Below are 18,165 nucleotides of genomic sequence, written 5' to 3'. Positions count from 1 at the left end.
CGTCGGCTCGGCGTCAACACACTTCCCTCACAAATCCCTCCGCAGCAGCTCACAGGCCTGTCGTTAGTGTGGCCGCCATCCCGTTCATTCGTGTTGGCAACACATGCTCAACAAAGTGCTCCGCTGGCCCGCATTGCCGGCACTCCGACCCGAGTGGGTCACACTGGTGGTCGTTGGTTTTCTCCTTCTGTTCTGCAACGTTCCGTTCTGGTCACGGTTGTTCACTGTCCAACCACTCACAGGTACGAGCTGGCTGAGTTTTGTCGCCGCTTTTGCGATGCTGCTGGCGCTCCTGAACCTGCTGCTGACCCTATTGGCCTGGCCCTATGTGCTGCGTCCGTTCCTGAGCCTGCTGTTGCTCGCGACCTCGTTCATTGCCTACTTCATGAACCAGTACGGTGTGATGATCGATGTCGGCATGGTGCGCAATGCGGTGGAAACCGATCCGGGCGAAGTACGGGATCTACTCACCGTCAAAATGGCGCTCTACGTGGCCATTCTCGGCGTGCTGCCAACCTGGCTGCTCTGGCGGATGCCCATCCAATGGCGTCCGCCCGTACGTGAGCTGCTGGTGAAGCTGCTCGTCGTTGCGATATCCCTTGCAGCGGTACTGGCAATCGCCTTGAGCTACTACCAGACGTTCGCCTCGGTAGCCCGAAACCATCGCGACCTGCGTTTCCTGCTCACGCCAACCAACTATATCCAGGCCACCTCGATCTACCTCAAACGGCTGAGCAAGTCTGCTGTCGCATTCACCCCAATCGGGGCTGATGCAAAGTCGGCGCCCGCATGGCAGCACCGTGAGCGGAGATCGGTCACCGTCATTGTTGTTGGAGAAACCGCGCGGGCGGACCATTTCGCGTTGAATGGTTATGAACGGGACACAGCGCCCCGATTGGCCAAACAGGCCAACCTGATCAACTTCACCAACATGTGGTCATGTGGTACCGAGACCGCTGTATCGCTGCCTTGCATGTTCTCCAATCTCGGTCGTGATGGCTTTTCCCGGGAAAAAGCTGAATCCCAAGGCAACCTTCTGGACGTGCTGGGCCAAGCTGGCATCGGCGTGCTGTGGCGTGACAACCAGTCGGGCTGCAAAGGGGTATGCGCGCGGGTTCCGACAGAGGATGTACGAGACAGCAAGATCGCAAAAGCCTGCCCAAAACCGGGGGAATGTTTTGATGAGGTGCTTCTTGCCGGCCTCGGCGAACGTATCGACACCCTGGATCGCAGCACAGTCATCGTCTTGCACATGATGGGCAGCCACGGCCCCGCATATTTCAGTCGCTCTCCAGACGAGTTCAAGCTGTATCAGCCGGAGTGCAAATCCAGCCAGCTCGACCAATGTTCGCAACAGCAGATCATCAACGGTTACGACAATTCGCTGCGCTACACCGATTACGTACTGTCCAGCCTGATCGATCTGCTGCGCAGCAAAGCCGACAAGGTCGATACGGCGATGATTTACCTCTCCGATCACGGCGAGTCGCTGGGCGAGGGCAACCTTTATCTCCACGGTACGCCGTATCTTTTCGCCCCCGATGCTCAAAAGCATGTTCCCGCAGTGATGTGGTTCTCCGATGGATTCAAGCGGAACTTCGGTATCGACCAGACTTGCCTGATGGCACGCCGGCAGGAGGCCTATTCGCAAGATAACCTTTTCCACTCCGTGCTTGGACTGCTCCAAATCCAAACCAAGGCGTACAGCCCTCAGCTCGATCTGTTTGCGCCGTGCAGGAGCGGGTCATGATGCCTGCCACGCAGCGCTTTGGTCGTTTTCGAGCACAACTCCAACGCACTACTTCCTTCTGGATATGGCACTTGGCGCTTCCGCTTGCCTTGGGTGCCGTACTGCTGTTTGTGTATCCACTGACTGGTCTCGACGACTGGGTTGTTGGCCTCTTTTTCGACTCCTCGACGCATCATTTCCCCCTTCAGCACAGCCCGTTCTTCAACGAAGTGCTCCACACCGACGCCAAACTGCTCGTGGTGGCGATTGGGATGACCGCACTCGGCTTGTGGCTTTGGTCATTCCTCGATGACGTATGGCGCCCACAGCGGCGGCGCTCGTTCTGGATTTTCAGTGCCATGGTGTTGTCGAGCGGCATGGTGAGTCTGCTGAAGGCGCACAGCGTCCATCATTGCCCGTGGGATGTTTCGGAATACGGCGGCTATGCCCCGCATCTTGGATTATTTGCCCAAGTCCCGACCGGCTTGGTGCCAGGTCGCTGCTTTCCAGGAGGGCATGCCTCCGGTGGCTTCGCTCTGATGGCCTTCTACTTTGGCCTGCGGGATTTCGACGCACGCAAAGCGAAATGGGCGCTTTGGCTTGGACTGCTGCTCGGTTGGGGAATGGGATGGACCCAAACCATGCGAGGGGCACATTTCCCTTCACATACCCTGTGGTCTGCGTGGGTGGTGTGGATGGTGTTGCTGGTGCTCTATTGCGTCTACCCGCCGTCGACCCCAGAGGGCCGTCGTGCAAAATAAACATCAGGCCGGCTCACATAGCACCAAACAGGATCAGCACCGAAGTCCTTTCAAAGGCCGTGTCGGCCTTGGGCGTCTCCTGCATGCATTCGGGTATTCGCTCGATGGCTTGCAAGCGGGCTGGCGCCACGAGCCTGCGTTCAGGCAGATCACAATCATTGCTTGCTTAGGTATTCCGCTGGCCCTGATTTTCGACATGCCAGGTTGGGCGCGCTCCATCGTGATCCTGAGTCACTTTCTTTGCCTGATGGTCGAGCTCGTCAATTCCGCGATCGAGGCGGCCGTCGATCACACCTCGCTGGAGGTGCATGTATTGGCCAAGCGCGCCAAGGACTTGGGAAGTGCAGCCCAACTGATCTGCATGCTGAATTTACTGGTCGCGTGGGCGTTGGCAACTACGGCCTAACTTAACTCACCAACAAAAAGCCCCGCACATCGCGGGGCTTTTTGTTGGTGGGCTAGCGTTAGATCCGGAGGCCATCCAGCGGCTTGCCAGCATCCAGCCAATCCTGCACCCATTGCGGCTTGCGGCCGCGACCAGTCCAGGTCTGGCTGCTATCTGCCGGGTTGCGGAACTGTGCCACGCCGGCACTCCTGGCGGGCTTGGTGCTCACGGCACCGCCCAGCACGTCCTGCAGCGAGAAACCCTTGGCAGCGGCGAGGTTCTGCAGCTCAGCGATCAAGTTCTTCTTATCGCTGACCTTGCGCTTTTCGATCTCGGCACCGAGATCTTTTTGCAGTTGGAACATTTCCGGCAACGATAGTTTAGACAGGTCCATTGAACTCTCCTTTGTCTGATGTGGTGAAACCAGCCCGCATTTAATAGGGTATTCCACTCAAGCACAAGGTCGATCTTCCAGCACTCGGCAAATGCAAACAGGCCGGAAGTAGTCAGTCAGGGGCCGGCTGAGCTCAGCACGACCCTGCAACACCAACCATAAAGGCATGAGTCTGACGAGGTAATGACCGGTAATTCCATCTATTGGCACCTATAAATTGGCAGCACGCCATACCCCAAGCGCATTGAGTCTCTTCGCATTTATCTCATTTTGGCTCTATTTGATGGGCCGAAGAATCGAACAAATTTTCGGAAAAGATGGGACATTCTTTTCCGATCGATCACCTCCTTAGAATGGTTTTGCCTGTGTTGCTGTGTTGAATTTGCAAATGCACTGGAATTCGGCTGGCCTCCAGGCTGGGGCAAAGAAATGCATTCTTATATTCGAAAGGAGCGATTGAAAATGGAACAACCCGTTTGACGCTTCGCATGTACCCCATTGTCTGCCTTTAGCTTGTCCTTGATCTCTCTTGATGGAGCGTGTCATGTCCGAAGCAAACCATTTCTGCCGTACTGCTGCCGCCTGGGCCACCTTGGCGGCTTTTTCATTATTGACCGGGTGTGACGGTGAGACTGACAACGCCGTTGATTCACCCTCTGCAGCGAAGTCGTTGCAGGCATCGACCCCGCCGTCGCAATCGCAAAGCCCGACGGTCTTGAATCTTCGGGTAAAGGGGCTTGCACTCGGCAAGGAGCTGGCGTTGGCCTATGGCACCTCGACTTTTCCGGTCCAGTTGAACGGCGCCCATACCTTTACCCTACCGGCCGGAGCCGTAGCCAACCTGCAGGTGGCCACTCAACCCGCTGGGCAAACCTGCAAGGTGGCCGAGGGTACTTCGGCCTCGATTCCGCAAGACGGCAGTGCGCTCTTCGTGCGATGCGTCCACAACGAAACCGCGACCGTCGCTCAACCCGATACCCTGCCCAATGCACCACTGACTGCGAACTTCGGCTTGCGTGAGTACGCATACCCCGGCATTCCCTATGAAAGCCGGCCGGGGATCGTCGGCGGGATCTTCCCCTACGAGTACCGCATCAAGAGTTTTACCCTTGATGGGGTACCGCAGAGCACTGCCGATGTGTCGCTGGATTTCCGTACCGGCGCCGTGCGCTTCACGCCGGCGAGCGCCGGCAGCTATGTGCTGACGTTGGAAGTGCGCGATAGCGGCAACACGCAGAAAACACTGGAACAAAGCTTCACCATCACTGCGAGTGCCGATCAGTTCAAATTCGTAGCGCCCAACGGAGTAGATGCCGTGGGGCGCGGCACCTTGGCGCAACCCTATCAGTCGGTCGCCTACGCGATCGCCAATTCCACGCCCAGCCAGGCGATCGTGCTGCGCCAAGGAACATATCTCACCAACGGCTTCACGCTCTACGACAGCAGGTCGCAACAGCTGCTGGCCTATCCGGACGAGGTTGCCACCCTCGACCTCAACTATCAGGTTCTCAACGTGTATTCGGTCACCGGGCCGGCCGCGCGGATCGAAGGCCTCGACATCAGTCATGTGAAGCTTTACGGCATCAAAAGTGAAACCACTACGACAGGCCTGGTGGTCCGCAACGTGCGCTTTGTCGATGGCGTGGGCAGCGATTCGACCGGGCACGACAATCCGGCTTTCATCGAAGGCTGGGGGCACGCGGCCACCACGCCACGCCACAAGCTGCTGATCCAGGACAACGATTTTGGCCCATTCAACAAGGTCAACTTCGGTGCCTACGCGATGGTATTTTTCGACGCCGGGAATTCGCTGGTGGAAAACAACCAGATCCGCCTCGGCGCCGGAGCGCTTCAGGACGGCATCGGCGGCGGAATTCATGAGAAGGACAACTCGCAAGACAACACCCACCGCGAGAACTACATCGAATTCCCCGCCACTAAGACCACGCCACTGGGAATTCAGGTGTCCGCCCAGGCTGGATCGAAAAATATGCAAGTCCACCACAACCTGCTGGTCAATGCCGGTATCTATCTCGGCCTGCAATGTTTTGCCAGCAACGGCTGCACGATGCAAAACCACGATGTGCATCACAACACTGTGGTCGGGCAAAGCATTTACATGAACTGGGGGCCTTTCAATCCAGGCAGCTATGGCACGCGCATCAGCTACAACACGCTGAGCGCACGCGCCAAGCCGGCGTATAGCGGCTTGTCCTGCCAAAGCGAGCCGCCCAACTTCAATACGCAGATTGCGGTGTCGGCCAATTTCGTTGAAAGCACGCACGCCTATGCGTTCAAGGACACGGAATGTAATGGCCGGAACAAGACGTGGACTGCTTGGCGTGATGTACACGGCATGGATACCATCGCGTCCGGCAGTGAACTCAACTCGACCACGACCTATCAGGTGACCGGTGTCGGGCCACTGACAGGGTTACCGGTCGGTCACGTTCGGCGTGGAGTGAGAGGGCATCAGTGGTAAACCGCCCTTGAGGCGCGGTCCGGGGCGCCCGCCCCGGACTTCGCCAGAAGCAGTCATGCCCCTGGAGGGATCAATCTGGCTCACCGCCAGTTCTTCGATGAAGCAGGCTTTGTCAGGCCCTCTGAGGCGCTGATGAGTATCCTCCATGCAGCAGGGTTTGATCCCCAAGAGATCATCACGTACTGCGGTTCCGGTGGACGCGGTTCATTTGCCGGACCCATCGCGGCAGCCGCCGGATCCGAACAAGCCGGCGTCTATTAATCTGGGCTTCAGCGAGTGGGCTGCAGATCTGGCACTTCCTGTTGCGACAGAAACCCGCAGTTGAAGGTGACGCTCACGCTTGCCGTGTTGAGGACTGCGGATCGCACGGCGAGATACGCAGTCCTGATCGCAGCAACAACGCATAAGCGGCCGCACCAGCGCCAGCCGCTTGGCAAACCACGGTGTGCGCGGATCTCGTACCGCCATCATAGGGCGTGGACATCCCGCTTGATTGAGCGCGCTCATTGCTTTGCCCTTGCGCGCATTGGCGACCAACCTCCTGATACGACTCATACCGTGCTTGACCTTGAAGTGGCTTCAAGGTTTTTACTGTCAACATACCAAGCCTGAAGGCCTCGCTGGCATCGCTACTGCCTAGCAACGCCGGTGTGCGTTTTGCAACCGAGCGCGTGGCAGCTCGCGATGGCTGGGGAATGGCGAACCAAAGGAGAAGCATGATGTCTTTGCTCACAGACGCATATCTGGCCTGCCTCGCGCAGGCCAGGCAGGCACGCGCTGCAGGCGAGATCGATCAGGCATTTGCGGCGCTGGAGAGGGCCCATGTGCTTGGTCAGCGGCGTTTCACGCAGCATCTGCACGTGCACTGGCTCATGCTGCTGTTGGCAGCGTCGCAATACGATAGTCGGGAAATCCGGGGACAGTTGTTGAGGCTGGCGCTCACGCCGCTCGGGCATCTCACCGGGCGCCTGCCCCTTGGCAATACCGGCCGCGCGAACGTCAGCGCCTTTGCGCCGATGCAGGTCGACGAGGCCACGCAACGCGTGTTGCGCGGTGAATAACAAGAACGAGGACGTCAGTTTGAATCACCAGGTTGACCTGCAATCCCGGCGCTGGGCGTTGATCTTCGCTGCCTGGCTGCTGGCCATGGTAGCCACACTGGGTAGCCTTTTCATGAGCGAGGTCATGGGCATGACGCCCTGCATGCTCTGCTGGTATCAGCGCATCTTCATGTACCCATTGGTGCCGGTGCTTGGCATGGCGCTGTTGCCGTTCGATCCACGGGGCATCCGTTATGCATTGCCGCTGGCAATCGGGGGCTGGCTCACCGCGCTGTACCACTGGCTGCTCTACCACGGCGTGATCCCGGAAACGCTGGCGCCGTGCACCCAAGGTGTTTCCTGCAAGGATGCCGAGCTGCAGTTGCTGGGGTTCGTGTCGATCCCGTTGCTATCGCTGCTCGCATTTTCACTACTGATCCTGCTGCTCGTCGCGGCGCTCAAAGGTCCAAAATAATGAAGCGTTCCACCCTTGTCGTCGGCAGTGCTGCGGTACTGCTGGTTTTCTTTGTCGTTGCCGGTTTTGCATTCAAGGCCAACGAAAAGGCTGAGCTCAGCCAGAACGCGCAGGCCAATGTGGATGCGCTGAATCGGCAAGGCTCGCCTAGTTTGGGGAGCGAAGCGGCCAAGGTGCACCTCGTCGAATTCTTCGACCCGGCCTGTGAGGCATGCCGCGCGTTCTACCCGTATGTGAAGCAATTGGTGAACTTCAGTGGTGACAAGGTCAGGCTGTCGCTGCGCTATGCCACGTTCCACCACGGCTCCGACTACGTCGCCAAGGCGCTCGAGGCCGCCCGGCTGCAAGGCAAGTACTGGGAGGCGGTCGAGGCCGTGCTCGCAGCCCAGCCGGAATGGGCCGACCATGGCGCCCCGCAGCCGGAGCGCATCTGGCCCGCACTGCAAAACGCCGGCATCGATGTGAGCCGGGCCCAGCAGGAGATGCGCAGTCCGGAAATCGCGGCACGGCTGGCCCAGGACACTGCGGATGTTGCTGCGCTCAAGATTGAACGCACACCCAGCTTTTTCGTGAACGGCAAGCCACTCACCGAGTTCGGCCCGGATAAATTGTCTGCGCTGGTCCGCGCCGAGGTTCAGCAGCACTACTCGCAGTAAGCCGGCGCGGCGGGCCAGGCCTTAAGGGACAGTGCCTCCAGGCCAGGGTATGCCGATGGGCCCGCATGGCAAACACATCGAACTACGCCCCACTTCGCATGGTGGAAAGCAAAGTTCTGTATTCGGCGAGCAGGCAGCGCTATGCGCCGCGGTTTGCTTCATCCGCCGGATGCGAGGCCTCGTGCACGCAGTAGCCGTTTTTCCCGCTCTTCTTCATCTGGTACATCGCCTGGTCCGCATATTCCAGCAGCGTGGGCAATGAGTTGCCGTGCAGGGGATAGAGGCTCACGCCGATGCTGGCGCCCACGTGGTAGTGCCGGCCTTCCACGATGATGGCGTCTGTCAGGCTGTGCAGCAGCTTGCTGGCGATGTCGTGAGCGTGGTTGGCATCGTCCAGCTGCGTGCAGATGGCGACGAATTCGTCCCCGCCAACCCGGGCGCAGATATCGGTGCTGCGCGTGCATTGCCGCAAGCGAACGGCGACGATCTTGAGTACTTCATCCCCCACGTGGTGCCCGGCGCGGTCGTTGATCGGCTTGAAGTTGTCGAGGTCGATGTAAAAGAGCGCGGCCAACTGGTGCGGGCGATTCGCCAGCAACAATGCCTTCTCGAACAACGCCGTCATGTAGCGCTGGTTGCTCAGCCCCGTCAGCGGATCCTGGAACGCCATGTCCAGCGCCTTGGATTCGGCCTCCAGCAGGCGATTCTGGAAGTTCAGCAGAATGGCGGCCAGCAACGAGAAATACTGAACCAGCACCAGCAAGGTGCCCAGCATGAAGCCATGGCGGAACCAGTCCGGTTCCAGCGCGATGATCGGAAACGCCGTCACCCAGTGCAACGCCAGCAGCGCGCTGGAGCATGCCGTCACCAGCATCAGCCTGGCACTGAGCTCTGCGCGTCTCTGGAAGGCGAGCCACGCGGCAAACGACAGCGCACCGGCATTGAAGGCGGCAACGACGAGGTTGCGTGCCAGGGCGGGGAGTTCAGCCAAGGCAACCAGCAGGATCCATCCCTCCACGGCGATCAGCGCAATCCAGAGCCAACGCGTGGCGGTGGTCATGTTGAAGAACCGGACCAGCCCCATGACGAGGCACAGCTTCTCCACGATGTTCAACGCACTGTAGGCAGAGACGGTCAGCGTGCTTTCGTGCTGCAGCAGAACCAGGAAGGCCAGGCGCGCGCAGAGGGCAAACAGCATCGCGGCAGCCCACCACCCCGCCCCGGGGTTGGTCCGGGGAGTCCGGCTCACCCACAGGAACAGCAATAGAAACACGAAGTACACCGTGGAGCCGATGACATGGATCGTCTCGTAGGACATGCGAAATGGCCTCTATCGGTTTCTTGTACTGGTATGCGAGGGGCTACGGTGTGGCAGCGTCGTTGATTCAGTCTATGACGGCGGACTGCAAGACTGAAGGGCGAGTTGGCGCTGATTGCCACTCGCTGAACGCGGCGTGGTCCTGGGCATCACTGATGCGCGTGCAGAGGCGGGCGTGACGGCTAAAGCCCCAGAAACGCCAGCATCAGGAAGGTGGCAAACAGCACGAAGTGCGTCATGCCCTCGATGGCGTTGGTTTCACCGTCATGCAGGTTGATGGCAGCAATGACCAGGGTCAGCAACGTCATCACCGTTTGTGCCGGCGTCAGCGCCATATGGATGGGCTGGCCCTGGATCAGGGCCAGCGTCTCGATCACCGGGATGGTGAGGATCACGGTGGAAAGCGAAGCACCGAGGGCGATATTGACCACGGGCTGCATCCGGTTGGCCAGTGCGGCACGCACCGCGGTCAGGATCTCCGGGCTGGCCGAGATCGCGGCCACCAACAGCGCAGCCGTCATCGGCGGCACGCCAGTGCCGGCCAAACCTTCGTCCAGGGTCTTGGCCATGACTTCGGCCAGCAAGCCGATCAGTACGACACCGGTGATGAGCAGCACAATGGACTGCCCACGGCTGCCAGGGTGGCGTGGGCCATGTTCGCCGGTTTCGGCGTAGCTGTAGCTGAAGAAGTAACTGTGCTGGCTGGTCTGCAGACGCAGGAACATGCCGTACAGCACCAGCATGATGATGATGGTGAAGACCGAATACGCCTGCCAGTGCGTTTGCGGGATGAACTCCGGCACGATCATCGATACGCCCATCGCGGTAAGGATCATCACGATATAGGTGTTGCCTGAATCGACGTTGTACGGCTGCTCGCCATGCCGCAGTCCGCCCAGGATGGCGGCGATACCGAGAATGCCGTTCATATCAAGCATCACGGCCGAGTAGATGGTGTCGCGGACCAGCGTGGGCGAACTGGTGTGGGTCATCATGATGGCCAGGATCACGACCTCGACCAGGACCGCGGCCAGGGTCAGGATCATGGTGCCGTAGGGCTCCCCTACCTTTTCGGCGAGAACCTCGGCGTGATGCGCGACACGCAGCGAAACCAGCAGGATGGTTCCGACGAGCAACAATGCCGCGACCAGCGAAGGTAGCTGCCCCGCCGCCAGGATGGCGTGCTCCAGCGGCAGTGCCGCGAAGGCCACAGCAGCAGCGACAATCAGGAACTGCTCTTGCTTGAGAACGGCGAGCATGGGAGCGGCGTGTGCGGTAGACGCATGCATTCTACGAAATCAGGCTTGGCTTCGCGCTTGGCGCCAGCTCACCGTGTGCTCAACGGCCGGCATGGAGGGCGTGCCCGCCCGCTGGGAGCAAGCGTCTGCCGTGTGAGTAAGCGCTGCTACGCCGGAGCATCTGCAGACCGGCGTGATGTGCGCCCGCAGTCAAATCGTGAGGAGGCTGCCCTGGATGCGCTTCACCGGCAATGCATCGACATCGACGTCTTCAAGACAGCGCGCATTGATTGCCCACCCATCGAAGCGGGGCACGCCATCGCGAAGCTCATCCGCGGTTGGCGCGCTCGGCCTGCGAAAAGGGAGTACGCCGCAGCATCGGCAGAAGTAGTCGCAACCGGTGTGCGTTCCCCATTGATAGGTCGCCAGCGCCTCCCAGGACGTGAGCAAGCGCAGTTGTTCAGGTGCAACCCGAAAGGTGAGCGCCCCTCGCTTGGTGCAGACAGAACAATCGCAGCTGCGCACATGGTCGAGCCCCGCCTCCACTTCAAACTGGACCGCATTGCAGTGGCATGAGCCAAAGTAGGTTCTCAAGCGCAGTCTCCTTGTCCGGCCAACCAGGTGGTAAACATGCCGGGAATACGGATTGCACGAGCCGCGCTGCACCACTCATCCCCACAGGTGCAGGTCATCGGGCTCGCGATCGAACAGCTCGGGATCGGGCTGGGCGAGCACGCAGCAGCCATGCGCCAGGTAGAAGTCGATGGTGCGTCGACTCGGCGTAGCCGACACGTACAGCCCGCTACCGCCCAACGAGAGCAGTTGTTGCCGCGCCTGGGTCAACATTGCACGTGCCAACACCGCGACCACGCCAGTCACGGCCGACGTGCAGAAATTGCAGTTGCCGCAGATTGAGCACCCCACAGAGCGGATACGGCGCAACCACGACGGCAGCTGCAAGCTGTTTGCCTGAGAACCAGCCCATGGCCCACCCGCCGTCGGCGAGACTTTGCTTCAGGCGCGGCGTGCTGTGGGCCGCTTCACCGGGCGGCCATCCTGCAACCCCGCATTCGGTCGCAGTCAATTCGAGCGCGCCGTCATGCCAACGATAGAAACCATCAATCGATTCGCGCCGGTCCAGCGACCAAATGGAATCCAGCGTGTCGACGGTCAAAGGGCGTTGTATGAGTTCATGCATGCCCCAGAGCTTAAACCGTGGAGCTCGGGCGACGCTTTGCGAGGATTGTGCGAACGCGTACGAATGCGACGGCTTGAAGCGGCGAGACAGCGCTGCAGGTTTGACCGTATGCACACGTACGAACAGCGGTGAGTATCGATGCGCTCCGGGCTCTCGCCCAGCAGTCGCTGGCGCGCTTTTCAGAACGGAATCAATCGAGCAGCGCTTTCGACCTGAATGGTGTTGCAGCAACGGCCAGTATCGATTTTCGCGGCGCGATCGCTGCTGACCTATCCCATGGTTTGAAAAAGGGAAAAGTCCTGATTATCTCTGGCCGTTCTGAATTCGAATTCCAGAATGAGCTGATCACCAACATCAGCTGATGTGCGCACCGGTGTAGCCAGCACTTGTCTGCAAATGATCAACTCGTAAACCAGAGCCATGCCTCGCGCTCGCTGGGGATTCAACACTCAAACGAAAACGGCGCCCAAAGTAGGCGCCGTTTGCTTATGCCTGTGATCGCGCCTTGGCAAGATATGGAAGCAAGAACAGATACAGGCCCGTCAGCAGCAGCAGAAAAAGCGGCGGCAAGGGTGAGTAGGTCACCATCGGCGAAGGCTCTCCTGGAACCAGCGCTCTCACGATGAAGTTCAGCAGCACCGTGAGCGTGAACAGTATGGATATCCAACGATGACTGTGCCGTATCGTTATCCTCCAGCTCATTGCGACACCTGCGACGGAGACTTGGGCACCACCAGCTCGATGATTTTCCAGCCATTGCCCGATGGGTCTCGGAAGCCTGCATCGACGGTGCCATAGCGATTCATCGGCTTTTGCGTGAATTCGACGCCGAGCGCATCCAGCCGCTCGCAGGTGGCACGGCAATCGTCGACCATCAATACCAGGGGTGGCATCGCGCCCTTGGCCACCATCTCGCGCAGGGTCTGTGCAGTGGCGGCGTCGTGAATCGGCGGCCCAGGCAGGAACAGGCCGAGTTGAAACGAGGCTTGCTCCGGATGCTGCACGGTAAGCCAGCGGTAGTCGCCATTGCGGGCGTCGGTATGGACCCGAAATCCCAGCTTCTCAACATAGAATGCCAGCGCTTCGTCCTGGTCCCGCACATACAGGCCTACAACGCCTATCCCTTGAGTCATATGCTCTCCTTTGATGGACATTCAGTGGATGAGGTCGTTGTTATATCAATCGATTTCTGCTGCCGCTTCTCCGAAACTGCTGTCGTGAGGTCGGGGCGGTGGGCTGCCCTCAGGATGCATTCCGGAACATGTTGCAGCTGAAGCGCACTGGCCTGCGCGCGTTCGCGGAACTCACTCGGGCTGGCCCCGTTGATATCCTGAAACACGCGGCCAAAGGTGCCCAAGCTCGTCCAGCCGGTCTGGAACGCTATTTCCGTGATGGGTAAAGCTGTTTCACGGAGCAGGCCGGTGGCGCGCTCGATACGCCGCGTGAGTACATAGCGATGCGGGGGAACGCCAAAGGCTTGCTTGAACGCGCGTGCGAAATGCGCCGGCGAAACCGCGCTGATCTGCGCCAGGCGAGGGACAAGCCAATCCTCATGGGGCGCTTCATCAATCCGATCCTTGGCGCGCAACAACCGCCTCAACAATTCAGGACTTTGACCCATAGCTCCTCACGCCCAGGATGGGGCTCAAGCAACTTGCAAGCACCGGCGTGCCGACGCCCCGCTCGGCGCCGATGCTGGAAGCACAATACATTGTTTGCTGGTAAACGCTGCCATTGCGTCGCAGGCGCGGAACTGGCACCCGCGCCCTTTGCCGTTGCGACATGGGCGAAGGAGACGAAGCATGCACGATGACGGTAAGTACTGGTTTCCTGCAAAGCAGTATGGCTGGGGTTGGGGTTGTCGAGTGCGCTGAAGGTTTGGTGGTGTTCTGGGCTACTTCGCGCTGCTGGCGCTGGGCTCGCTGTTCCCGCCGGAAAAGAGCGCTGTGGCATTTCTGGGATATACCGCGCTGATCAGCGTGATCGCTGTTGCCATTTGCTGGCTGAAAGGCGAGCCGCCCTCCTGGCGCTGGGAAGATTAGCGACAAAACGAGGAATCCAGTTTAGCGCAAAGGGCGATGATCATCTCATACCTCGTCTTGCTGAAAGCCATCTCGCCCGTCCCGCTCAATCAATTCTGCAAAGTTTGCCAAGTTCTCTTGGGTGAGCCGTCACGGCAAGGCCGCCTATGCATGCCGCGTTACGACTGAGTACGAACGTTCTTAAGCCGCCTCCAGCGCATGCAATTCAGCCACTGCAGGTGGTTCCATTCAAAAACACAGCAAGCCAAATATAACCCTCATTTCATCAAGCCGAATCAGCGCGAGTAAATATCGCCACAACGCATTTCCGTTTCTTCCTGCCTCGCGTTGTCTGCGAAAATACCCCAGCCAAATTCGTTAATTTTTACCTTCTGATGAACAGGGCTACTTTTTTCAGAACAAGTCAAAACAATATTCACGATCAATCAATTCCTACCCCAAGCCCACATCACAACCCCAGGCCGCACATTCTGATTCAAATCAACAGGCATGCGCGCTTTCCATAGTGCAATTGCATACGACGCATTTGCGCCATTCGCCAATACAGGGCCAACGGGTAGTTCTCGCTTTGGATTCATGATCGCCCCGCGCCCTCAGGAGGTCGTCATGAATCACGTCATCGCCATTGATGGCTCCGCTCCATCACTGCGTGCGCTGTCCGCTCTGCTCAAGCTCACCCCATCGCCGCAACGAGGCCAGATCCACCTCGTGAACGTGCAGCCTGCCTTGCTGCCCGGCCGTAATTGCCTCAGCGCCGAAGAGATCGCGACCATGCAACAGCAGGATGGCGAAGCCGAACTCGCCGAAGCTGTGGCGCTATTGCGGCAACAGGGCATTGCGTTCTCCAGCCATATCGTCAAGGGATCGCCCGCGGAGGGCATTGTCGCCTGCGCCCAGGATACCGGCGCCAACCAGATCTATATGGGCACACGCGGTCGGGGCGCCGCCGCCTCGTTGCTGCTGGGCTCGGTGGCCACCAAGGTGGTGTCGCTGTCGCCCGTCCCCGTCACGCTGGTTCGCTGAGGAGGCCGCCATGATCCGCATTCTGCTCGCCGTCGATCAATCAGACTGCGCTTTGCGCGCCGTTGAACACGTGATCGATCTGGCCCACTCGGGGCAAGCACTCAGCGTGCATGTGCTCAACGTGCAGCAACCCATGCGCAGCAAGCTTTCGCTCAATCGCATCGTGTCCCAATCCACGCTGGACCGGCATTTCCTGGATCTGGGTGAACAGGCTCTGGCGCCGGCCATCGAGCTGCTCCGCGCGGCCAGGGTGCAAGCCACCGGCAGCGTGGCGTTTGGTCAACCGGCCCCGGCCATCGTCGAGCACGCCCGCCAAGGCGCCTACGACCTGCTGGTGCTCGGCTGCCAAGGCCAGGGCGCCTGGCAGCACTTCATGCTGGGCTCGACCGCCTACCAGGTTGCCCACCTCACGCCCTGCCCGATCACCCTGGTGAAGTAGCGGAGGAATTCGTCGCCACGCCATCTCGACCGACCGAGGAAACCCAATGAATCAAGACTCCCCGCCCGCCACGGCACCGTGGTATCGATTTTCGCCGCAGGAAACCCTGCATCAATTGCAATCCAGGCCCGATGGCCTCAGCCCCGCCGAGGCGGCGGAACGGCTGGTGCAGCATGGCGCCAACAGCCTGCCAAACAAACCGCGTGATCCTGGCTGGCTGCGCTTTGCGCGGCAGTTCAACGACATGCTGATCTATGTGCTGCTGGTGGCCGCCGTGCTGACGGCGCTGATGGGGCATTGGGTCGATACCCTGGTCATCCTCGGCGTGACGGTAGTGAACGCTGCCATCGGCTTCCTGCAGGAAAACAGCGCGGAAAAATCGCTGGAGCGCATACGCGGCATGCTGTCCAACCATGCGATGGTCAGCCGCGCCGGCGAGCGCTGCGATATCGACGCCGCCACGCTGGTGCCCGGCGACATCGTTCATCTGAAGCCCGGCGACAAGATTCCGGCCGATCTGCGCCTGCTGGAAGTGCACGACCTCAAGGTGGAGGAAGCCATCCTCACCGGCGAATCGACGGTGGTCGACAAGCGCAGCGCTGCACTGCCCGGCGAGGCCCTCATCGGCGACCGGCTCAATCTCGCCTATTCCGGCACCACGGTCAGCGCTGGCACTGCGTGTGGCGTGGTCATCGCCACGGGCTCTGCCACGGAGCTGGGCCAGATCAATCGCATGATGGGCGAGGTCGATGCCATCACCACGCCGCTGTTGCGGCAGATCCGGCAACTGGGCAAGGTCATCTTCTTCCTGATCCTGGCCATGATGGCCGGCCTGTTCGTCTACGCCCGGCTGCTGCATGACATCCCGCTGGGCGAGCTGCTGTTGTCGCTGATCAGCCTGGCGGTCGCCTCGGTGCCGGAAGGGCTGCCGGCCATCATCTCCATCATCCTGTCGCTCGGCGTGCAGCGGATGGCGCGCAACCACGCCATCATCCGCAAGCTGCCGACGGTGGAAACGCTGGGTGCCATGACCATCGTCTGCTCGGACAAGACCGGCACGCTGACGATGAACGAGATGACGGTGAAGGCCGTGATCCTGGCCGACGGCCAATACGCGGTGGGGGGCGAAAGCTACGATCCGGTCGGCGAGATCCGTGCCGACGATGGCAGCATGCCGGATCTCACCCCCGGTACGCCGTTCCAGCGCTTCATCACTGCCATCCACCTGTGCAATGACGCCCGCTTGGCGCGGGGTGATGATGGCCGCTGGTGCATCGTCGGCGCCCCCACGGCCGGTGCGCTGCAGGTGCTGGCTGCCAAGGCGGGGCTGCAGTTCGATGATGTGCGGCAGCTCGACAAGATTCCCTTCGACTCCGCCTACAAGTATCAGGCCAGCCATCACATGGTCGATGGTGAGGCCATGGTGCTGGTGACCGGTGCACCGGACGTGATCGCCGCACTCTGCCAGACCGAGCAAGGGGCTGCAGGACCCCAGCCCTACCGTCTCGACTACTGGGACACACAGATTACCAGCCATGCCGAAAACGGCCTGCGCATGCTGGCCGCAGCCTACAAACCCTTGCCCGCTGATCATGGCGAACTGACGCATGACGACCTCAAGGATGAGCTGGTCTTCCTCGGCGTGGCCGGCATGATGGACCCACCACGCCCCGAGGCCATCGCCGCCATCCGGCAATGCCAGGCCGCCGGTATCCGGGTGAAGATGATCACCGGCGATCATCAGGGCACCGCCATGGCCATCGGCGCCATGCTGGGCATCGGCGACGGCCACACCGCGGTCACCGGCACCCAGCTGCAACGGCTCTCGGATGAGGAACTGGTGGCCGTGGCCCGCGATTGCGACATCTTCGCCCGCACCAGCCCCGAACATAAATTGCGGCTGGTCCGCGCGCTGCAGGCCACCGGCAACGTGGTCGGCATGACCGGGGACGGCGTGAACGACGCACCAGCGCTGAAGCAGGCCGACGTCGGTATCGCCATGGGCATCAAGGGTACCGAAGTGACCAAGGAGGCGGCCGACATGGTGCTGACCGACGACAACTTCGACACCATTGCCCGTGCAGTCCAGGAAGGCCGCCGCGTTTACGACAACCTGAAAAAGACCATCCTCTTCATCCTGCCGACCAACCTCGGCCAGGGGCTGCTGGTGCTGATCGCGCTCTTGGCCGGCGCCACCGTACCGCTGACGCCGCTGCAGATCCTGTGGATGAACATGGCCACGTCGGTGACGCTGTCGTTCGGCCTGGCCTTCGAGCCGGCCGAGCCCGGCCTGATGCAGCGCCAGCCGCGCCCGGCCAGTGCCAACATCCTCGGCACCTATGGCATCTGGCGCATCGCCTTCGTCGGCCTGATGCTGGCTGCCTGCGGCTTTGTGCTGGAGTCACAGCTACTGGCGCGCGGCCATGACAGCGACTTCGTGCGCACCATGTTGCTGCAGACGCTGGTCGCCGGACAATGGGCCTATATGTTCAATTGTCGCCTTGCCGAGCGCTTCTCGCTGACCCGCGCGATCTGGCGCAACAAGGGGTTGTGGCTGGTCAGCGGCATCCTGTTGCTGTTGCAGCTGGCCATCGTCTATCTGCCGGCGATGAACGAAATGTTCGGTACCACGCCGCTGCCGCTGACGTACTGGGGCATCTCGCTCGCGATCGCCGCCTGCCTGTTCGTGGTGGTGGAGCTGGAAAAATGGCTGGTGCGCAAATGGACCGCACATGCGGGCTGCAAGGGGCGTAAATAAAGCAGTCATTCCCGGCCGAAGCACTTGCGCCAAATGGAGGGAAACTGAAACGCCCGGATCATCGCGATCAGGGCGTTTTTCAGGTCCACGCCCATTTCAATTGCAGCCTGGCGTGCCAGCCAGCATGTGCGCAAGCTATGCTGTCGCCGGATTACTCGGCGATTTGTGCATGCACACCGCCGTGCTCATCTACCCCAGGGGCGACGGCAGCCATCGGTTTGCTGTCA

At 60.3% G+C, this 18,165-nt stretch carries 20 protein-coding genes; 11 read left to right on the top strand and 9 right to left on the bottom strand.

Going from position 1 to position 18,165, the window contains the following annotated elements; translation table 11 throughout:
* The first annotated feature begins 103 nt into the window (after positions 1 to 103).
* The 3 genes from FLM21_RS04855 to FLM21_RS04845 are packed head-to-tail and all read left to right on the top strand — an operon-like array spanning position 104 to position 2,896.
* Positions 104 to 1,750 carry a phosphoethanolamine transferase gene (locus FLM21_RS04855; protein ID WP_148714487.1) on the top strand — a complete coding sequence of 549 codons (1,647 nt, stop codon included), beginning with the start codon at positions 104 to 106 and terminating at the stop codon, positions 1,748 to 1,750.
* Complete coding sequence (locus FLM21_RS04850) at positions 1,747 to 2,490, top strand: phosphatase PAP2 family protein (RefSeq protein ID WP_148714486.1); 744 nt, start codon at positions 1,747 to 1,749, stop codon at positions 2,488 to 2,490. Before FLM21_RS04855 ends, FLM21_RS04850 begins: the two co-directional genes overlap by 4 nt.
* Positions 2,480 to 2,896 carry a diacylglycerol kinase gene (locus FLM21_RS04845; RefSeq protein WP_148714485.1) on the top strand — a complete coding sequence of 139 codons (417 nt, stop codon included), beginning with the start codon at positions 2,480 to 2,482 and terminating at the stop codon, positions 2,894 to 2,896. The genes FLM21_RS04850 and FLM21_RS04845 overlap by 11 nt, the downstream gene beginning before the upstream one ends.
* 58 nt (positions 2,897 to 2,954) lie before the next feature.
* On the opposite strand, the gene FLM21_RS04840 is transcribed toward FLM21_RS04845, so the two are convergent.
* Positions 2,955 to 3,269, bottom strand: coding sequence for an H-NS histone family protein (locus FLM21_RS04840; protein ID WP_148714484.1), 315 nt, complete (start codon positions 3,267 to 3,269; stop codon positions 2,955 to 2,957).
* Positions 3,270 to 3,813: 544 nt separating this feature from the next.
* Between FLM21_RS04840 and FLM21_RS04835 the strand changes: the two genes are divergently transcribed.
* The 4 genes from FLM21_RS04835 (at position 3,814) to FLM21_RS04815 (ending at position 7,922) form a co-directional block, all read left to right on the top strand.
* Positions 3,814 to 5,751: a right-handed parallel beta-helix repeat-containing protein gene (locus FLM21_RS04835; RefSeq protein WP_187360096.1), complete on the top strand. Its 1,938-nt coding sequence runs from the start codon at positions 3,814 to 3,816 to the stop codon at positions 5,749 to 5,751.
* Positions 5,752 to 6,467: 716 nt separating this feature from the next.
* A complete protein-coding gene (locus tag FLM21_RS04825; protein WP_148714482.1) occupies positions 6,468 to 6,812 on the top strand; it encodes a DUF3703 domain-containing protein in 345 nt (114 codons plus the stop codon).
* 19 nt (positions 6,813 to 6,831) lie between these two features.
* Positions 6,832 to 7,266, top strand: coding sequence for a disulfide bond formation protein B (locus tag FLM21_RS04820; RefSeq protein ID WP_222846776.1), 435 nt, complete (start codon positions 6,832 to 6,834; stop codon positions 7,264 to 7,266).
* Positions 7,266 to 7,922: a DsbA family protein gene (locus FLM21_RS04815; protein ID WP_148714481.1), complete on the top strand. Its 657-nt coding sequence runs from the start codon at positions 7,266 to 7,268 to the stop codon at positions 7,920 to 7,922. Before FLM21_RS04820 ends, FLM21_RS04815 begins: the two co-directional genes overlap by 1 nt.
* 139 nt (positions 7,923 to 8,061) lie before the next feature.
* On the opposite strand, the gene FLM21_RS04810 is transcribed toward FLM21_RS04815, so the two are convergent.
* From FLM21_RS04810 to FLM21_RS04795, 5 genes are all read right to left on the bottom strand, one after another.
* On the bottom strand, positions 8,062 to 9,186 hold the full coding sequence (locus FLM21_RS04810; protein ID WP_222846775.1) for a GGDEF domain-containing protein: 1,125 nt from the start codon (positions 9,184 to 9,186) through the stop codon (positions 8,062 to 8,064).
* Positions 9,187 to 9,422: 236 nt separating this feature from the next.
* Positions 9,423 to 10,499: a calcium:cation antiporter gene (locus tag FLM21_RS04805; RefSeq protein WP_148714479.1), complete on the bottom strand. Its 1,077-nt coding sequence runs from the start codon at positions 10,497 to 10,499 to the stop codon at positions 9,423 to 9,425.
* A gap of 189 nt (positions 10,500 to 10,688) precedes the next feature.
* Positions 10,689 to 11,072: a GFA family protein gene (locus FLM21_RS04800; protein ID WP_148714478.1), complete on the bottom strand. Its 384-nt coding sequence runs from the start codon at positions 11,070 to 11,072 to the stop codon at positions 10,689 to 10,691.
* Between the two features lie 75 nt (positions 11,073 to 11,147).
* Positions 11,148 to 11,324: a hypothetical protein gene (locus FLM21_RS21085; protein WP_222846774.1), complete on the bottom strand. Its 177-nt coding sequence runs from the start codon at positions 11,322 to 11,324 to the stop codon at positions 11,148 to 11,150.
* The gene (locus tag FLM21_RS04795; RefSeq protein ID WP_222846773.1) at positions 11,281 to 11,676 is read right to left on the bottom strand and encodes a hypothetical protein; all 396 of its coding nucleotides are present in this window, start codon (positions 11,674 to 11,676) and stop codon (positions 11,281 to 11,283) included. Before FLM21_RS04795 ends, FLM21_RS21085 begins: the two co-directional genes overlap by 44 nt.
* A gap of 128 nt (positions 11,677 to 11,804) precedes the next feature.
* Here FLM21_RS04795 and FLM21_RS04790 point away from each other — a divergent pair, with 128 nt between their 5' ends.
* Positions 11,805 to 12,038 carry a hypothetical protein gene (locus FLM21_RS04790; protein WP_148714477.1) on the top strand — a complete coding sequence of 78 codons (234 nt, stop codon included), beginning with the start codon at positions 11,805 to 11,807 and terminating at the stop codon, positions 12,036 to 12,038.
* Positions 12,039 to 12,162: 124 nt separating this feature from the next.
* On the opposite strand, the gene FLM21_RS04785 is transcribed toward FLM21_RS04790, so the two are convergent.
* The 3 genes from FLM21_RS04785 to FLM21_RS04775 are packed head-to-tail and all read right to left on the bottom strand — an operon-like array spanning position 12,163 to position 13,297.
* Entirely contained in the window at positions 12,163 to 12,315 is a 153-nt protein-coding gene (locus tag FLM21_RS04785) for a hypothetical protein (RefSeq protein WP_222846772.1), read from the bottom strand.
* Between the two features lie 59 nt (positions 12,316 to 12,374).
* Positions 12,375 to 12,809, bottom strand: coding sequence for a VOC family protein (locus FLM21_RS04780; protein ID WP_148714475.1), 435 nt, complete (start codon positions 12,807 to 12,809; stop codon positions 12,375 to 12,377).
* Complete coding sequence (locus FLM21_RS04775; protein ID WP_148714474.1) at positions 12,806 to 13,297, bottom strand: helix-turn-helix domain-containing protein; 492 nt, start codon at positions 13,295 to 13,297, stop codon at positions 12,806 to 12,808. The genes FLM21_RS04780 and FLM21_RS04775 overlap by 4 nt, the downstream gene beginning before the upstream one ends.
* 1,027 nt (positions 13,298 to 14,324) lie before the next feature.
* Here FLM21_RS04775 and FLM21_RS04765 point away from each other — a divergent pair.
* Genes FLM21_RS04765 through FLM21_RS04755 form a run of 3 tightly spaced genes read left to right on the top strand, consistent with a single transcriptional unit; the run spans position 14,325 to position 17,938 of the window.
* Positions 14,325 to 14,741: a universal stress protein gene (locus FLM21_RS04765; protein WP_187360095.1), complete on the top strand. Its 417-nt coding sequence runs from the start codon at positions 14,325 to 14,327 to the stop codon at positions 14,739 to 14,741.
* A gap of 10 nt (positions 14,742 to 14,751) precedes the next feature.
* Complete coding sequence (locus FLM21_RS04760; protein WP_148714472.1) at positions 14,752 to 15,180, top strand: universal stress protein; 429 nt, start codon at positions 14,752 to 14,754, stop codon at positions 15,178 to 15,180.
* Positions 15,181 to 15,226: 46 nt separating this feature from the next.
* The gene (locus FLM21_RS04755; RefSeq protein WP_148714471.1) at positions 15,227 to 17,938 is read left to right on the top strand and encodes a cation-transporting P-type ATPase; all 2,712 of its coding nucleotides are present in this window, start codon (positions 15,227 to 15,229) and stop codon (positions 17,936 to 17,938) included.
* Positions 17,939 to 18,165 lie beyond the last annotated feature (227 nt).

The sequence above is a fragment of the Chitinolyticbacter meiyuanensis genome (assembly GCF_008033135.1).
Taxonomy (GTDB): domain Bacteria; phylum Pseudomonadota; class Gammaproteobacteria; order Burkholderiales; family Chitinibacteraceae; genus Chitinolyticbacter; species Chitinolyticbacter meiyuanensis.
This window is presented reverse-complemented; position numbering and strand designations above follow the sequence as displayed.

Bases quoted from the DNA above. Each gene is read 5' to 3' on its own strand.
- FLM21_RS04855 (WP_148714487.1), top strand. From the start codon at position 104: ATGCTCAACAAAGTGCTCCGCTGGCCCGCATTGCCGGCACTCCGACCC.
- FLM21_RS04850 (WP_148714486.1), top strand. From the start codon at position 1,747: ATGATGCCTGCCACGCAGCGCTTTGGTCGTTTTCGAGCACAACTCCAA.
- FLM21_RS04840 (WP_148714484.1), bottom strand. From the start codon at position 3,269: ATGGACCTGTCTAAACTATCGTTGCCGGAAATGTTCCAACTGCAAAAA.
- FLM21_RS04835 (WP_187360096.1), top strand. From the start codon at position 3,814: ATGTCCGAAGCAAACCATTTCTGCCGTACTGCTGCCGCCTGGGCCACC.
- FLM21_RS04825 (WP_148714482.1), top strand. From the start codon at position 6,468: ATGATGTCTTTGCTCACAGACGCATATCTGGCCTGCCTCGCGCAGGCC.
- FLM21_RS04815 (WP_148714481.1), top strand. From the start codon at position 7,266: ATGAAGCGTTCCACCCTTGTCGTCGGCAGTGCTGCGGTACTGCTGGTT.
- FLM21_RS04805 (WP_148714479.1), bottom strand. From the start codon at position 10,499: ATGCTCGCCGTTCTCAAGCAAGAGCAGTTCCTGATTGTCGCTGCTGCT.
- FLM21_RS21085 (WP_222846774.1), bottom strand. From the start codon at position 11,324: ATGTTGACCCAGGCGCGGCAACAACTGCTCTCGTTGGGCGGTAGCGGG.
- FLM21_RS04795 (WP_222846773.1), bottom strand. From the start codon at position 11,676: ATGCATGAACTCATACAACGCCCTTTGACCGTCGACACGCTGGATTCC.
- FLM21_RS04780 (WP_148714475.1), bottom strand. From the start codon at position 12,809: ATGACTCAAGGGATAGGCGTTGTAGGCCTGTATGTGCGGGACCAGGAC.
- FLM21_RS04775 (WP_148714474.1), bottom strand. From the start codon at position 13,297: ATGGGTCAAAGTCCTGAATTGTTGAGGCGGTTGTTGCGCGCCAAGGAT.
- FLM21_RS04765 (WP_187360095.1), top strand. From the start codon at position 14,325: ATGAATCACGTCATCGCCATTGATGGCTCCGCTCCATCACTGCGTGCG.
- FLM21_RS04760 (WP_148714472.1), top strand. From the start codon at position 14,752: ATGATCCGCATTCTGCTCGCCGTCGATCAATCAGACTGCGCTTTGCGC.
- FLM21_RS04755 (WP_148714471.1), top strand. From the start codon at position 15,227: ATGAATCAAGACTCCCCGCCCGCCACGGCACCGTGGTATCGATTTTCG.